Annotated in this window: 15 protein-coding genes; all 15 read right to left on the reverse strand. The window is 63.8% G+C overall.

Annotated elements, in window-relative coordinates; all coding sequences use genetic code 11:
* Positions 1 to 2 precede the first annotated feature (2 nt).
* The 15 genes from AAF358_08175 to AAF358_08245 all read right to left on the reverse strand — a co-directional run bounded on the left by AAF358_08175 (position 3) and on the right by AAF358_08245 (position 14,752).
* Positions 3 to 155, reverse strand: coding sequence for a hypothetical protein (locus tag AAF358_08175; GenBank protein ID MEM7705511.1), 153 nt, complete (start codon positions 153 to 155; stop codon positions 3 to 5).
* Positions 152 to 1,108: a phytoene/squalene synthase family protein gene (locus AAF358_08180; protein MEM7705512.1), complete on the reverse strand. Its 957-nt coding sequence runs from the start codon at positions 1,106 to 1,108 to the stop codon at positions 152 to 154. The genes AAF358_08175 and AAF358_08180 overlap by 4 nt, the downstream gene beginning before the upstream one ends.
* A complete protein-coding gene (gene bchO / locus AAF358_08185; GenBank protein ID MEM7705513.1) occupies positions 1,105 to 2,076 on the reverse strand; it encodes an alpha/beta fold hydrolase BchO in 972 nt (323 codons plus the stop codon). The genes AAF358_08180 and bchO overlap by 4 nt, the downstream gene beginning before the upstream one ends.
* Positions 2,073 to 3,821, reverse strand: coding sequence for a magnesium chelatase subunit D (locus tag AAF358_08190; GenBank protein ID MEM7705514.1), 1,749 nt, complete (start codon positions 3,819 to 3,821; stop codon positions 2,073 to 2,075). The genes bchO and AAF358_08190 overlap by 4 nt, the downstream gene beginning before the upstream one ends.
* A complete protein-coding gene (bchI, locus tag AAF358_08195; GenBank protein MEM7705515.1) occupies positions 3,818 to 4,828 on the reverse strand; it encodes a magnesium chelatase ATPase subunit I in 1,011 nt (336 codons plus the stop codon). Before bchI ends, AAF358_08190 begins: the two co-directional genes overlap by 4 nt.
* A 33-nt stretch (positions 4,829 to 4,861) precedes the next feature.
* Positions 4,862 to 5,626: a putative photosynthetic complex assembly protein PuhE gene (puhE, locus tag AAF358_08200; GenBank protein MEM7705516.1), complete on the reverse strand. Its 765-nt coding sequence runs from the start codon at positions 5,624 to 5,626 to the stop codon at positions 4,862 to 4,864.
* 3 nt (positions 5,627 to 5,629) lie between these two features.
* Entirely contained in the window at positions 5,630 to 6,694 is a 1,065-nt protein-coding gene (gene acsF / locus AAF358_08205; protein MEM7705517.1) for a magnesium-protoporphyrin IX monomethyl ester (oxidative) cyclase, read from the reverse strand.
* The gene (puhC, locus tag AAF358_08210) at positions 6,694 to 7,224 is read right to left on the reverse strand and encodes a photosynthetic complex assembly protein PuhC (protein ID MEM7705518.1); all 531 of its coding nucleotides are present in this window, start codon (positions 7,222 to 7,224) and stop codon (positions 6,694 to 6,696) included. Before puhC ends, acsF begins: the two co-directional genes overlap by 1 nt.
* Positions 7,225 to 7,226: 2 nt before the next feature.
* Positions 7,227 to 7,916 carry a photosynthetic complex putative assembly protein PuhB gene (gene puhB, locus AAF358_08215; GenBank protein ID MEM7705519.1) on the reverse strand — a complete coding sequence of 230 codons (690 nt, stop codon included), beginning with the start codon at positions 7,914 to 7,916 and terminating at the stop codon, positions 7,227 to 7,229.
* Positions 7,913 to 8,701: a photosynthetic reaction center subunit H gene (gene puhA / locus AAF358_08220; GenBank protein MEM7705520.1), complete on the reverse strand. Its 789-nt coding sequence runs from the start codon at positions 8,699 to 8,701 to the stop codon at positions 7,913 to 7,915. The genes puhB and puhA overlap by 4 nt, the downstream gene beginning before the upstream one ends.
* A 78-nt stretch (positions 8,702 to 8,779) precedes the next feature.
* Entirely contained in the window at positions 8,780 to 10,231 is a 1,452-nt protein-coding gene (locus tag AAF358_08225; GenBank protein MEM7705521.1) for a BCD family MFS transporter, read from the reverse strand.
* Positions 10,228 to 10,929: a magnesium protoporphyrin IX methyltransferase gene (gene bchM / locus AAF358_08230; GenBank protein MEM7705522.1), complete on the reverse strand. Its 702-nt coding sequence runs from the start codon at positions 10,927 to 10,929 to the stop codon at positions 10,228 to 10,230. The genes AAF358_08225 and bchM overlap by 4 nt, the downstream gene beginning before the upstream one ends.
* Positions 10,926 to 11,834, reverse strand: a complete 909-nt coding sequence (gene bchL, locus AAF358_08235; GenBank protein MEM7705523.1) for a ferredoxin:protochlorophyllide reductase (ATP-dependent) iron-sulfur ATP-binding protein — start codon at positions 11,832 to 11,834, stop codon at positions 10,926 to 10,928. The genes bchM and bchL overlap by 4 nt, the downstream gene beginning before the upstream one ends.
* A gap of 96 nt (positions 11,835 to 11,930) precedes the next feature.
* Complete coding sequence (bchB, locus tag AAF358_08240) at positions 11,931 to 13,511, reverse strand: ferredoxin:protochlorophyllide reductase (ATP-dependent) subunit B (protein MEM7705524.1); 1,581 nt, start codon at positions 13,509 to 13,511, stop codon at positions 11,931 to 11,933.
* Complete coding sequence (locus tag AAF358_08245) at positions 13,511 to 14,752, reverse strand: ferredoxin:protochlorophyllide reductase (ATP-dependent) subunit N (protein ID MEM7705525.1); 1,242 nt, start codon at positions 14,750 to 14,752, stop codon at positions 13,511 to 13,513. Before AAF358_08245 ends, bchB begins: the two co-directional genes overlap by 1 nt.
* Between the last annotated feature and the right edge of the window lie 7 nt (positions 14,753 to 14,759).

The following is a 14,759-nucleotide window of genomic DNA, read 5'->3' on the forward strand; positions in this document are numbered from 1 at the left end:
GCTCAGGTGTCCTCGGGTGGCGGCGGTTCGGCGGGCTGTTTGTCCCGCTCTTTGCGCTCCCGCTGGAGGCGAAGCCGCCTTAGGTTATAAAGCTCTAGCAGCGCCAGACCGAGCACGGTTCCCGCTATCCCAAGCTCGATCCAGGCCAGCTTCACCTCGCTCGCGGCGCGGCGGCGTCGACCAGGAACGCCACTTCTTTCAGCGGCGGAGAATAATCGCTGCGGCTACGCCGCACCACGGAAGCCGCCGCCTGCGCCAACAGCGCAATCTTGCGCGACCGCATCACCACGGCCCGCTGCGAAACGCTGTCTAAACCGTTTGCCCGGACAACCGTGCCAATTTCTGAATAAATTCTGCGGGCCGCCTCAATGCCCGGACGGCAGCCGGCGGGAAGCTGATCGATGCCGGCGATCGCGCGCCGGTAGAGTCCGTCAGCCGTGTCGAGAACTTCTGCCACGACCTCTCCTAACGCCTGGCTGAACTTAGGCTTGGAAAGGAACGCATCAACGTCGACGTTCGCCGCGGACAACAGGTCGAGCGGGAGATAAACACGGCCGGCGCGCGCGTCTTCACCCACGTCCCGGGCGATGTTGGTGAGCTGCATGGCCACCCCCAGGTCGCAGGCGCGCGCCAACACCTCGGGTGCCCGGGCGCCCATCAGCATCGCCATCATCACCCCGACGGTACCGGCCACGCGCGCCGCATAGCCGTAGAGTGCGGACATGTTGGGATAGCGACGCTCGTCCACGTCCCATTCGAAACCCTCGATAAGCGCTGCGGGCAAGGTGTATGGAATGCCATAGCGCTGGACCACTTCGGTCAAGGCGCGATCAGCCGCAATCGGCTGCGGGTGACCGGCGTAGATACACTTAAGGCGCGCATAAAGCGCATCGACGGCCGGCGTCGGATCTTCACCCTGAAAATCATCGATGGCGTCGTCCGCCTCGCGGCAAAACGCATACAGCGCTGAAGCCGGATCACGGACCGGTTTTGGCAGCACCATGGAGGCTGCGTAAAACGATTGGGAACCCACTCGCAGCTGCCGCCGACAAATGCGGATGTCAGCAGGATAGCGAAACGTTTTTTGCCAGTTTTGTCTTGTTGTCATTGTGAGCTCCCCTCAGAGCGGTTGATCAGTCCGTGGTCAGCGGCGATGTGATTGAGCAGGGCTGCCACCGACGCCGGCTGCTCCTCATGGGCCAGGTGGCCGAGACCCGGCAGGTGGTGAGTGGCCGCCAGCGCTATACGTCGACCGAGCTGCTCAGCCTGCCGCGGCGGGACGGTCTTGTCGCGGTCGCCCACAAGCAGGTACAGCGGTCGCGGCAGCCCGCGCAGGTCGCGCAGCAGCGGGCGCAGATCCCAGTGGGCCATCATGCGCAGCGTGCCCGAGACGTGCTCCGGTCGCTGGAGCTGTTCCCGATAACGCTCAGCAGCCTCTTCGGTCACCGCAGAACCGGTCTGCTCAAGCAGCCGTTCCACGGCCCCCGCCTGCGACGCCCGGCGGGCCAGCTGTCGGGTCAGCACGCCGCTCTCAGCACACCAGCGCGCGATCGGCATCATCAGGCCCGCCGCGGCGCCGCCGTAGGGCATGAACGCACCGTTGATCGCAACAAGCGCGCGCGGCGCAATCTGCGCATCCAGCGTCAGCCTCGCCGCGAGTGCGGCCCCGGCCGAGTGACCCACGACAAGATCCGGCTCGAAGCCTTCGGTTTCCAAAAGCGCTGCCAGCCCGTCAGCCATCGCGGGCAGCGACGGTCGCCAGCGATCGGGCGCATGGGTGCTGCCATGACCGGGAAGGTCGGGTGCCAGCAGCTGAAAATCTTGGGCGAGCAGTGGCCAAATCCCGTTCCAGGAATGAATGCCGGCACCGGTGCCATGAAGCAGCAGCAGACGAGGCCGGGCCTCTTCCCGAGCGTCATCAGCGCGCATGCGCCAACGAATCCCTCCGGCACTGACCTGGCGAATACCGCCGTTCGACGGCGCGGTCTTGCTGAAAGCGCCCAACGTTGCGGGTCGATCACCCGCTGGCGGAGGGCTTAAGCGGACGTCCGCTGAAAAATGGACTGCGCTGCTCACGGCGCAGACGCCTGCTGCACAGCAGCCGACAGGCTGTGGGCATCCACCCGCGGCAGCACCAGGTAGCTTGCACCCAGCGTATCCGCCAGCTCGCTCGCCTCTTTTCGGGGCCGGCGCGCCACGTCAACCAGCAGCGTGTTGAAGCCTTCAAGACCCAGCTCACCCGCAGCATCCAGCGTCTGGCTGGCTGCTTCGGGGTGGCCGGGCGTGCCGTCTCGACCAACGTTGCCGCGCCCGTCCGTCAGTACCACCAGCACGGGCTGCTGGTGTTTGCGCTGAAGTCCCGCGGCCAGTTCCCGCGCAGCGTCCAGCGCACCTGCCAGCGGCGTTGCGCCACCGCCAGGGAGGTCCGACAGCGCGCGCTTGGCGCGGGCCAGCGATCGCGTGGGCGGCAGGAGGAGCTCCGGTGCGCTGCCGCGAAACGCCAGCAGCGCAACCTGATCGCGACGCACGTAGCAGTCGGCCAACAGCAGCTCAATCGCCCCTTTTACTTCTCCGAGGCGCTGCATCGCCGACGAGCCCGATGCGTCCACCACAAAAACGGTTGTCAGCTGGGTTTTCTGTTTGAACCGCGACACGCGGAAGTCGTCGGTGCGCACCGCCAGGCGGCCTTTCCTGCCGCCGCGCAGGCGCTGCCAGGGCGCCGCGGCTTTGATCGTCGCCAGGAGATTGAGGCGCGGTCCCCGGGAAGCGTGACCGCGGCGAATGCCGATAGGTCGACCACGGGTCGCCGGACGCCGTATCCGCGAACGTCCCCCGGCGCCGGCTCGTCGGCGGTTCTTGCCGCTGCTGAGCGAGGCCAGCAGTCCGGGCGGCAGCACCGCCTTGGCGGCCGCAATCAACATTTCGTCAGGAATCTGGTCCCCGGCCGGCTCCCGGTCGGCCTCTCCTGGGTCGCTATCCGTTTCGGCACGACTATCGGGCGGCTCCGGGGCTTCGGGTTCGGGCTCTTCCGGTGATGGCAGCGTCAGCGCGTGGGGGAGCAACACCAGCCGGGCGGCGTCACCGATCTCTTCGGCTCCAACCGTCTGGAGCTTGCGCAGCCCCGCCAGAGCGCACGCAGCCAGCGCCGCCTGCCGCACCCGACGCAGCGAGGTGATTCCCATGCTGAGCGCCGCGCGATCCAAGGTCGCGATGGCCTGCTCGGCCAGCGGGGGAAGAGCTTCCCGAGCGGCACGGATTTGCGCCTCGGTAAACGGTTCCGCGGGCAATTCATGAAAAGTGTCTGAGAACGAGCGAAACGCCAGCCGGTCGGTCAGACCACCGTCCATGGCCTCGTCATCCTCGAGCGCTTCGTCCAGCGCCAGCGCCACAAACCGCGCCGGCCTTGTGGTTGAAAAGCCGTCGCGTTCCAGTCGATATTCCCCGCGATCCAGCGCCGCGGTCAGGGCGCTTGCCACCTCGCGGCTCTGCCGCTCCGCCATGTTGACAAGCAGCAGGCCGCCGTCAGCTTCCGTTAGCAAACCTTCCTGGAGGATCGGTTTACCCAGCCCAGCACCGTTGGGAGAGGACGCCGCCAGCGACGCTGCCAGATCCAGACCGCCCAGCAACCGTTCCGGGCTGACGCCCAGGGGTAGCCGCACCGCTCGCCGGCCGTCGTTCAACGTGTGCTCGGCGCGGGCCAGCAGCGCGTCCCGGCCAGGTCCCGGCAGGCCGCAGATCTGCAGACCGCCGAGCTTCGGTGCCACCGCCAGCAGCGCCAGCGCCAGCGCGGCGTCGCCGGCCGCGGTCGGTTCGCCGCTCATCCGAAGACCTCTTCGACGGCCCGCTCTACCCGAACCAGGGCCCGCGACTCGTCCAGTGGATTGCGCCGCAGGCGGTGGCCTAACGCGGCGCCCGACATGGTGCGCAAATCTTCCGTCGTGACGGCGTCTCGACCATGATAGGCAGCCAGGGCGCGCGCCGCCCGGATCAGCGTCAGCTCGCCGCGCAGGCCGTCGGTTTCCAGAGCGAGACAGAGCCTCGCGGCATCTTCCAGGACCGCCGTAGGCACCTCTACCGCATCAAGCTTTTCGCGTCCGGTAAGTATTTTTTTTCGGATGGCACCTTCGCGGCGCGCCCAGCGGCGACGGAAGCCGGCGGGATCCCGATCGAAATCGTCGCGCCGCCTGATGACCTCCACGCGCTCGGACAGCTCGGTCGGCGTGGTGATATCGACGGCCAGGCCAAAGCGATCCAGGAGCTGGGGTCGTAGCTCGCCCTCTTCCGGATTACCGCTACCGATCAGGACAAAGCGCGCGGGATGACGCACGCTTAAACCTTCTCGCTCGACGGCATTTTCGCCGGAGGCCGCCACGTCCAGCAGCAGATCCACGAGGTGGTCTTCCAGCAGGTTCACCTCATCGATGTAGAGAAAACCCCGGTTCGCCGCCGCGAGCAAACCGGGCTCAAACGACTTCTCGCCGCGCACCAGCGCCGCTTCGAGGTCCAGCGCGCCGACCACGCGATCTTCGGTTGCCCCCAGCGGCAGATCCACCACAGGGATCGGACGTTTAACGATCGCCTGTTTGTCACCTTTGAACGGCGGATAAAGCCTCGCCGGGCTATCCGGCGGGCGATTATAAGGGCAGCCATTCACCATCTCGATCTTCGGCAGCAGCGCCGCCAGCGCCCGGACGGTTGTGGACTTCCCCGTGCCGCGGTCCCCCAGCACCAGTACGCCGCCGATGCTCGGGTCGACCGCGCTGACCAGCAGCGCCTGTTTCATGGCTTCTTGGCCGACGATCGCAGCAAATGGGAAAACGGTTTTCATCAGCTTGCGGGCGTTCGCTTTGCCGAGCAGTGCTCAGCGGCTTTGGTGAGAGGTCCGGGCAAGCTGCCACAGCTTCCCGTCGGGCACGTCCATCATGAGAAAAATATGTTCCAGCAACGCCAGCGCCGTGAGCGTTGCCAGCAGCAGTGAGCTGCTGACGGCAAAATCGCTGGCGCCCGTCGCGAGGCCCTGCACACACCAGTAGCCGACCAGGGCCAGCCCGGCCGCCACCGAAAGCGGAAACAGCGGGTTCATCCGCCGTCGAGCCATGTAGCTGGCAAGGTAAGACAGGCGCGGCGGCAGGTATTCCAGATGGAAATTCCACACGCCGAGAAAAATATTGAGCTTGGTACTCCAGCGCATCAGCCACAGCAGACAGAAGGTCGCTAACCCGACCTTGTTGGGCTGACCAAGACTCATCCACGCGATGACGCCCGCCGTGCCAATCACGGCCAGCTCGTGCCACAGGCACGCACGTACACCATGCAGAAATCGCTGCCACTGGCTCAGACCCGGCGGGCAGCGCTGCGGTCGCGGGCCGGTGACATAGCCCAGAAAGTAGGTGATTTCGTGCCAGCTCCAGATCGCCAGCGCGGACGTGAAAGCCAGGTACGCGTGAACGCTACTGCTGTTGCCTACCGAATACGCCAGACCCGCAACGCCGAGCATCGCAATCGCGCTGGCCAGCCAGAACGTCGACCCATAGGTACGTTCCGGCAGACCTGTGCGATACAGCGCCAGGATCGTGAACAGCCACCAGCAAGCGGCGGCTGACGCTATGGGCAGGAGTATGCTCATCAGCTACCAGGTGGGCGCCAAACGAACGTTGCTGCGTCGCTCGTTCTTTTTCACCGGCATGAAATACAGCCGAGCGAAAACGCCAAAGGCCTGCAGCCCCAGGCCAGCTCGGCGGACGCGATTGACGATGCCGCCTTCCGCTTTGGCCTTTTCCACCGACGCATTGATCTCCACCAGGCGATCCAGCATCTCCCAGAACCGCGGATTGTCGAGATCGAGCGAAATGGGGAAGATCTGCTCGCTGATGGTGGAGGTGACGTTGAGCACCTCCTTGTCGTAGTCGGTGGGATTCATACCCAGGGCTTTGTGCAGCTCTGGCCGACTGTGATCTCGCACGTACATGGTGGCGAAGACCGCCAGCAGGAAGAACCGAATCCACAGCTTGTTGTGCCCCTTCAGCAGCTTGGGGTCAGCCTTCATGATCAAGGCGAAAACCTCGCCGTGTCGAAACTCATCGTTACACCAGTCCAGGAACCACCGGAAAATCGGGTGGAAGCGTTTATCCGGATTGCGCTCAAGCTGCCGGTAGATCGTGATGTAACGCGCGTAGCCGATTTTCTCCGACAGATATGTAGCGTAGAAAATGTACTTGGGCTTGAAGTACTGATATTTCTTGGCTTTGCGCAGAAAGCCGAGATTTACCGGCATATCGAAGTCGTCGAGACACTTGTTGAGGAATCCCGCGTGCCGCGATTCGTCGCGCGCCATGTGGGCCATCACCTCTTTGATGTCCGGATTATTGACGGCCTTTTGAATGTCTTTATAGAGCACGCAGCCCGAGTACTCGGAGGTGATCGAGGAAATCAGAAAGCCGAGAAATTCTTTTTGCAGGGCCGGCGGCAGGGTTTTGATTTCGTCGAGGAACGCCTCGTCCCGCTGAAAGTGATCGTGGTTGGCGTCACCGCGAAACTCGTCCATCAGCTCATCCCACTCGCGCCGAACCGGCTCGAGATCCAGACGATCCATCGCGTCAAAATCGGTGGTGTAGAAACGGGGTGCGAGCAGCGCCTCCTGTCGAGCCTCCTCGGTGGAGTTGGCGATACCCGTCTTGCGATCTTGCGTACTCATCAGCTCTTCTCCTCGACGGCGGAAAGGCCGCCATCGCCGTCATGAACAGGCAATACATATTTTTCAAAAACAGCCTTGTTGGGGGCACCAAAGGCCCACAGATCGATCACCTGCTCGGTCGTCGGATCGATCAGCAGCAGCTGGCCGCTGGCGTAATGCTCCAGGTGAAAGGGTGAGTCCATCGGATGGCCAGCTTCGCGGCGCGTTTTGCCCAAAGCACGCAGCGTTGCGCGCAGGAACCCGTTGCCGGCCCCCAGCGTTTCGACCGCCTCGCCGGTCTGGGCGTCGGTGACCACCACGGTTCCGTCAAGGCCATCAGCAAAGGTCAGCGATCGAAAGCCGACCATCGCCGTCTGCGGCGAAACCTGGGCGACCGGCTCGGTCCAGGTCGCCGCCAGGGTAAAGGTCATTAGCAGCACAACGCCGATGGCGGTCAGGGGCTTCCACATCATTGCGGCTGGCGAGTGATCATGGGCATGATCATGGTGATGATTGGATTGGTGCCGGTGGCCGTGAACCTGGTGATCCATGATTAGCGCCCTGCCGCAGCCAGCGGAAGATCGGGGTGGGCATCACCCACGGTACCGACGTCTATGGCGCCGCGCTCAGGCGTCATCGCCTTTGCCCTTCCTTCGGTCACCGTCGGCTTGATCGCGTCAACAAAGACCTTTGCCACGTGCTCAACGTCTTCGAGGCACCGCAGGCTCGGCTGCGGCGACAGGAACCGAAATGGGCGCACAAAAGGCCACATCAGGCAGTAGCCAACCCGCTGCCCAGGCATCAGTTTGAGGCAGACGTCGCCGCTACCGTCGCGACTGCGCCGGATTCCCGCGTCCTGAATATGTTTGAAAGGCAGATTGACGGTCATCGGCAGCGCCACGCCAAAGCGCATGACAATGCGCTGGCTGGTGATCGTATAGACCGTCGTGCGGGCAATCAGGTAAGCGAGCAGCTGCAGAATACCAATAGCCGCTACGCCCACAATCGCCAGATTGACCACGGACCCGACGCCGGAGGCTGCGGCGTTTTCCACGCCGCCAGCGTTGGCGTCGATGAGCCGCCATAAGCACAGGAGCACAAAATAGACGGCAACTTTGCGCCAGTGAAACAGGCGCCGAGCCAATAAGGCTCGGGTCGGAGCGCCCCGCCAAAGCAGCGTCTCGCCGTCGGTGAGGTTCTGTTCCAGCTCAACGATGTCGTCCGCTTCGGTCAGCTCGGTCACAGCAGCGGCTCCTGTCGCGTATCGTTGGCGTACAGCGTTCCACCGCCGAAGTAGCCCATGATCTTGTCTTCCTCGAGCCGGGTGATCCGATCGGGATTGCCCAACGCTGGAACCTGAGCAAACTGATTAGCGTTGATCGAGGCGACGTTGATCCGATCGCCCTTGACCCGGGAGAACGTAAAAGGCAATAGGGCGGTATGGTTTTCGGTACCCTCCACCGCCACCTCAAAAAAGACAACCATCGGCTCGCAGCGGTCGACCCAGATATCCACCACCTTGCCGGCCAGCTCGTCATCAGCGCCGTAAACGGGGAAGCCCATCGGATCGGTCCCGGAACGCTGACCCGTACCGATCAAATCGATGCCGGGATTCACCTTAAAGTCCGTGGCAACGCGCATCGGTACGATGCGGTCTTCGCCGTGGATCGTATGGTCCGGCACATCATCTCGATCCGAGTAAGACGCCGGGCCGACGCCGTCCAGCATCGGGTTGCCGGTGGGTTCACCCGGTGCGCCGGGATAGCGGCCGGCTGGCCTTAAGGCGAGCTTACGCTCATTGACTGGACGCGGTACGGTTACCGTTTCGCCATTTTCCAGCTTGAAAGTCTTAGGTGGCGGGGTCATCGGAAAGCCATGCACCTGAACCATTCCGCCGCTGCGGTTGGTCCGATCTGAGTCCAGGGGATAACCCTCGCGCTTGCTCTCGCGGTGCAGGTACAGCACCAGAACAAGGAAGAAAATCCAAAATAGCGTGAATAGGATTTCGACCAGATCAATTTCGTTCATGACAAAACTCCACCTCGTTTAACTGACTTCTCGCTTCGCCGCCGTCAGGCTGTCGAAGATCGCTCTCTCAACATGTTGCTACCCAGGAAACTCCGCCAGGCCGACCGAATCGTCTTCCCCCAGCGGCTCACGCGAGTGCCGAGCCAACGGGCCGATCACTACCAGCGTGACAAACAACAACAGGATTTCGAACTGATAGACGGCGCTGTAGCCGGCGCCGACAGTCGTGAGGGCCGGCCCCAGCAAACCACCCTCGGCCAGCATGCTGACCAGATCGCGGGCACCGCCGCCGGCCGCAACGGCCAGCCCGGCTGACGTCGCCTGGACCGCACCCCAGGCACCTAGCGCCAGACCGTTGCGCTCACCAGCTTCGGCACCATCTCGGTCAGCCAGCTTCATGGCGGCGGTCATCGTGCCGACACCAAACAGTCCGGCGCCAAAGCCAACCAGCGTGACCCCGACGCGAAATAGATTGGTCCAGTAGAACGCCGCCACCAGGGTCAGCATGGCAAAAGCGAGTATGCCAACGAGGGCGCCGTAGCCAGCCAACCGATGCGGATCGATGCCCACCTTTAGCGCGCGGGCGGCACAGGCGAAGGCCAGCAAAGTCCCGAACGCGAAAAGCGCGGTGAGCACAGTGGTTGCGGAGACCGACAGACCGAGTACCTGTCCTCCGAACGGTTCCAGCAGGATGTCCTGCATCGCGAAGCCAAAGGTACCGAGGCCCACCGCGACCAGCAGACGGACGCAGCGGCTGTCGGACGTCAGCTGCCGCCACGCCTCGCGGAATCCTACCCGGGGGCGGTCGGGTCGGGTCAGCTCGCGGTTGCGTGGCTCTTGCTTCCACAAGGCGAGCAGGTTCAGCGCCATCGTGACGATAGCGGCACCCTGAATCACTCTGATCAGCCGCAGCTGGCCGAAGTCGGTCAGCAGCGCACCGAAGATCAGGGCGCTAAAAAACATGCCGACCAGCAGCATGACAAACAGGAGCGCAACCACCTGCGGTCGCTGAGACTCGTCGGCCAGGTCGGTAGCGAGCGCCAGGCCCGCGGTCTGCGACATATGCATGCCGGCGCCGAGCAGCAGAAACGCCAGGGCCGCGCCAAGCTGGCCGTAGATAATGGGCCCGTGCGTGTCGCCGGAAAGGACCAGCAGCGCAAATGGCATCATCGCCAGACCACCAAACTGCAGCAATGTGCCAAACCAGATGAACGGCACCCGACGCCAGCCGAGGGCCGACACATAGCTATCGGACCGGTGTCCGATCAAGGCGCGCAGCGGCGCAAAAACCAGCGGCAGGGCAACCATCACCGCCACAAGCCAGGTCGGGACCCCCAGCTCAACGATCATGACGCGGTTCAGCGTGCCGGTCAGCAGCACCATCGCCATGCCGACGCTGATCTGGAACAGGGCCAGGCGCAGCAGGCGCGACAACGGCAGCTTCTCGCTTGCGGCATCGGCGAACGGCAGCAGCCGGCTGCCGAGCTGAGCGACAAGCTGGTGCCAGTTGTTCGCCGGCGTTTGGTTCATCGGCGATGCAGCTCCAGGGCCTGAGACGTGTAAAAGCCGCCACTGATGCGGCGGGTCTGAGAGATGGCCCAGTCATTGAGCCTGGGCTCCCGCTCGACCCGACGACACAGATCGGCGTCGGAAACCGGGACGATGGCGGGCGCGCGGTGGCTGCGGCTCGGAATCAACCGACCGACTCCGTGCATCAGCGACAGCGCGGGCGTGCGCGGCGCAAACGTCATCAGCATGGCCCGGCTTACGCGCGGCGCCCAGGTGCTGAGCATCCGGACCATGTCGGCGGGCTCATAGTGGATCATGGAATCCATGGCGACGAGGTAGTCGAATTCGCCGAAGTCGCCGTCGAGCATGTCGCCGACGTGAAACGAGACGCGACCGTGAAGCTCATCAGGTGTTCGCTCCCGAGCCAGCTCGATGAGGGTCGGCGATACGTCGACGGCCACCACCTGTCCACCTCGTCGGGCAACTTCCAGCGCCAGCGCCCCGGTGCCGCAGCCGGCGTCGAGCAAACGCAGCCCGCTCATATCCCGGGGCAGCCAGCTCAGCAGCGTATCGCGCATGGCGTCGCGGCCCGCTCGGACCGTGGCGCGAACCCTTCCTACCGGGGCGTCGCTCGTTAGCCGCTGCCAGGCGGCCGCTGCCGTCCGGTCAAAATATTCGGTCAGCTGGTCGCGGCGGCTGAGGTAAGAACCGTTCATCAGTCAAATCCCAGAAAATCGAAGATGTCTCGATCTTTCATCGGCTGAGCGGACAGTGGCTCCGTGCCGTCCCACAGCCGCTGTGCCAGCCGCAGATATTCTGACTGGACCGCCTCAAGCTCCGGCGACTCTTCCATTTCAAAAAGTGTGGACTTCTTCAAACGGCTGCGCCGGATCACATCCAGATCAGGAAAGTGAGCGATCCGATTGAGACCGATCGCTTCGTTGAATCCGTCGATCTGATCCGTACCCGCGCTCCGGTTCGCAATGACGCCACCCATGCGCACCTTGTAGTTTTTCGATTTGGCCCCGATCGCCGCGACAATCCGGTTCATGGCGAAGATCGAGTCGAAATCGTTCGCCGTGACCACCAGCGCGCGATCGGCATGCTGCAGAGGCGCAGCGAAGCCACCGCAGACGACATCCCCGAGGACGTCGAAGATCACCACGTCGGTGTCCTCGAGCAGGTGATGCTGCTTGAGCAGCTTGACCGTCTGTCCGACAACGTAGCCGCCGCAGCCGGTGCCGGCAGGCGGGCCGCCAGCTTCAACGCACATCACACCGTTGTAACCCTCGTAAACAAAATCGTCGGCTCGCAGCTCCTCGCTGTGAAATTCCACCGACTCGAGGACGTCGATCACCGTCGGCACGAGCTTCTTGGTCAGCGTAAAGGTCGAGTCGTGTTTCGGATCACAGCCGATCTGCAGCACCCGCTTGCCGAGCTTGGAAAACGCCGCGGACAGGTTCGACGACGTGGTGCTTTTTCCGATGCCGCCTTTGCCGTAAACGGCAAATACTTTGGCGCCGTCAATCTTGTCGTTGGGGTCCATCTGGACCTGAACGCTGCCTTCACCATCAGGCACTCGGTGCTCTACCTTTACGGGCAGCGGAAATGGGGTCTGGCTCATGCGATGTTCACCTTGGTACGTCGGTCAAGACGGTCTTGAAATGGATTGCAGCGAGACTTTGGCTCAGCAGGAGCCGCGCAAAGCACGAGGGTGGCACTAGCGGCTGAAATGCGCTTTAGCATCGTACAAAGTCTCGACGGTAATGGTGGATACGCCCTGATCACGGGCGAAAGATTCGGTGTTGCGCCGGGCCTTGCCGCGGACAAAAAACGGGATCTGTCCCAGCGCCCTCTCTGCGTCCGGGGTCCAGCTGGGCGCGCCGGCCGGTACAGGCTCTACCGGCAGAGCCGCCGGTGCCGCAGGCTCCGGCGAGTCGACGGCGGATGGGCCTCCGTAGCGTCCCAGGTGGGACGGAGCGGCCGTTTCGTTGAACTCGAAATCTTCCCGGAACATGCCCAGCAGGTGTTCTTCCAGACCCATCATCAGCGGATGGACCCAGGTATCAAAGAGCACGTTGGCGCCTTCAAAACCCATCTGCGGCGAGTGAGCCGCCGGGAAATCCTGAACGTGAATCGGTGAGGAGATTACGGCACACGCGATCCCGAGGCGCTTGGCGATGTGGCGCTCCATCTGAGTGCCGAGCACCAGTTCTGGCTGCAGCTCGGTAACCCGCTGCTCGACCTCTAGATAGTCGTCGGTGATCAGCGCCTCCAGGCCCATGTCCTTGGCGAGGGCCCGGACCTCCCGGGCGAACTCCCGGCTGTAGGTGCCCAGACCGACGACCTCGAACCCCAGCTCATCGCGGGCCACCTTGGCGGCCGCCAGGACGTGGGTGGCATCACCGAAGACGAAGACTCTTTTGCCGGTCAGATAGGTTGAATCGATCGAACGCGAATACCAAGGCAGACGCGATTGATGCCGCTCCAGCATCGGCTGGGCGTCCAGTTCGGCCAGCGCGGCCACCTCGCGGATAAAGTCGCACGTGGCGTTGACGCCGATCGGGACCACGCTGGTCATCGGCTGCCCGAAGGTTCGCTTCAGCCAGCGTGCGGCCGTATCGGCGATTTCCGGATAAAGCACCACGTTGAAATCGGCCTCGCCAAGCCGGGCCAGATGTTCTGGAGCTGCGTCGAGCGGGGCCACCACGTTGATCGCCACGCCGAGCTCCTGCAGCATCGCCACCACCTCTCGCACGTCGTCCCGGTGCCGGAAGCCGAGGGCGGTCGGGCCGAGAATATTGCAGCGAGGGGTCGCGTCCGGACTTCTTTCGCGCTGCTGCCCCGGCGGCGGTGCCTGGGGGCCGGCGAGCGCCCGCACCAGGTGATAAAACGTCTCGGCGGCTCCCCAGTTCTCCTTGCGCTGATAGGCAGGCAGCTCCAGCGGCACCACGGGGATCGGCAGCTCTAGCGCCTCAGCGAGCCCGCCCGGGTCGTCCTGGATGAGTTCCGCCGTGCAGGAGGCGCCGACGATCATCGCCTTGGGCTTGAAGCGTTCATACGCTGCCTGCACCGAGTCCTTGAACAGCGTAGCCGTGTCCGAACCGAGATCCCGAGCCTGAAACGTGGTGTACGTGACCGGCGGGCGCCGCGGAATCCGCTCGATCATCGTAAAAAGCAGGTCCGCGTAAGTATCACCCTGGGGCGCGTGCAGCACGTAGTGCAGATCCCTCATCGCGGTGGCCACCCGCATGGCGCCTACGTGAGGCGGCCCTTCGTATGTCCAGACCGTAAGATGCATTAGACGGTCAGCACCTGACGGCGCCGGAGCGGCCGGCAGAATAGCTCGGCGCAGTCGCCGGCCTGTTCGTAACCCTGGATCGGCGTGAACAAGAGCTCGATCGACCACTTGGTCGTGATTCCGTCGGCTTCTAGCGGATTAGCCAGTCCCAGTCCGCACACCACGATGTCCGGGGCCAGCTCGCGGCAGCGGTCGAGCTGGCGCTCCACGTCCTGTCCCTCGCTGAGCTGAACGGCCTCGGGCAGTGCCGGCAGCTCGCAGTCCAGATGCTCCTGATGCAGGTAAGGTGTCCCCACCTCCAACAGCTCCATCCCGAGCTCCCGATAGAGGAAGCGGGCGAGCGGAACCTCGAGCTGGGAGTCGGGGAAGAAAAATACGCGCTTATCTTCAAGCTGCGCGCGCTGGGCGCCAACCGCGTGCTGCGCCCGGCGGCGACCCGCGGCGGTGGCCTCGGCAAACGGTTCCTGACCGACGCCAAACTCTGTCGCGGCCGCCTTCAACCAGCCGGTGGTGCCTTCTTCACCCAGCGGAAAGGGCGCGGCCAGCCGCCGTGCGCCACGCTGATTTAGCGCCAGCGCCGTGTCGGTCAGAAAGGGCTGCGCGAGCAGATAACACGTCTCTTCCCCAACCGCCGGCAGATCGGCAGCCTGGCGCGGGGGCAGAAACGCGACCGGCCCGATCCCCATGGCGTCGAAAAGACTGCGAAACTGATCCTCCACCACGTCAGCCAGGGCGCCGACGACCAGCAGCTGGCGCTCGGCGGTGTGGGCCATCTCGGGAACCAGCGCCGCCAGACAGGCATCTTCACCCTGAGTGAAAGTGGTTTCGATGCCGCTGCCGGAATAGTTGAGCACCCGCACGCTGGGCATAAAGCGCTGCGACAGCCGCTCGGCCGCGCGATGGAGGTCGAGTTTGATCACCTCAGACGGGCACGAACCGACCAGAAACAACAGCTTGATATCGGGCCGCCGATCCAGCAACCGTGTGACCTCGCGGTCGAGCTCTTCGTTGACGTCGGCCAGACCAGCAAGATCTCGCTCGTCGATGATGGCGGTGGCAAAACGCGGCTCAGAAAAAATCATCACGCCGGCTGCTGACTGAATGAGATGCGCGCAGGTGCGTGATCCCACCACAAGAAAAAACGCGTCCTGGATTTTTCGGTGCAGCCACACGATGCCGGTCAGCCCGCAGAACACCTCCCGTTGACCGCGTTCCCGGAGCACCGGGGGTGCGACGCTCATTTGCTGA

This window comes from Pseudomonadota bacterium, from assembly GCA_039033415.1.
In the GTDB taxonomy this organism is placed as follows: Bacteria; Pseudomonadota; Gammaproteobacteria; order Xanthomonadales; family SZUA-38; genus JANQOZ01.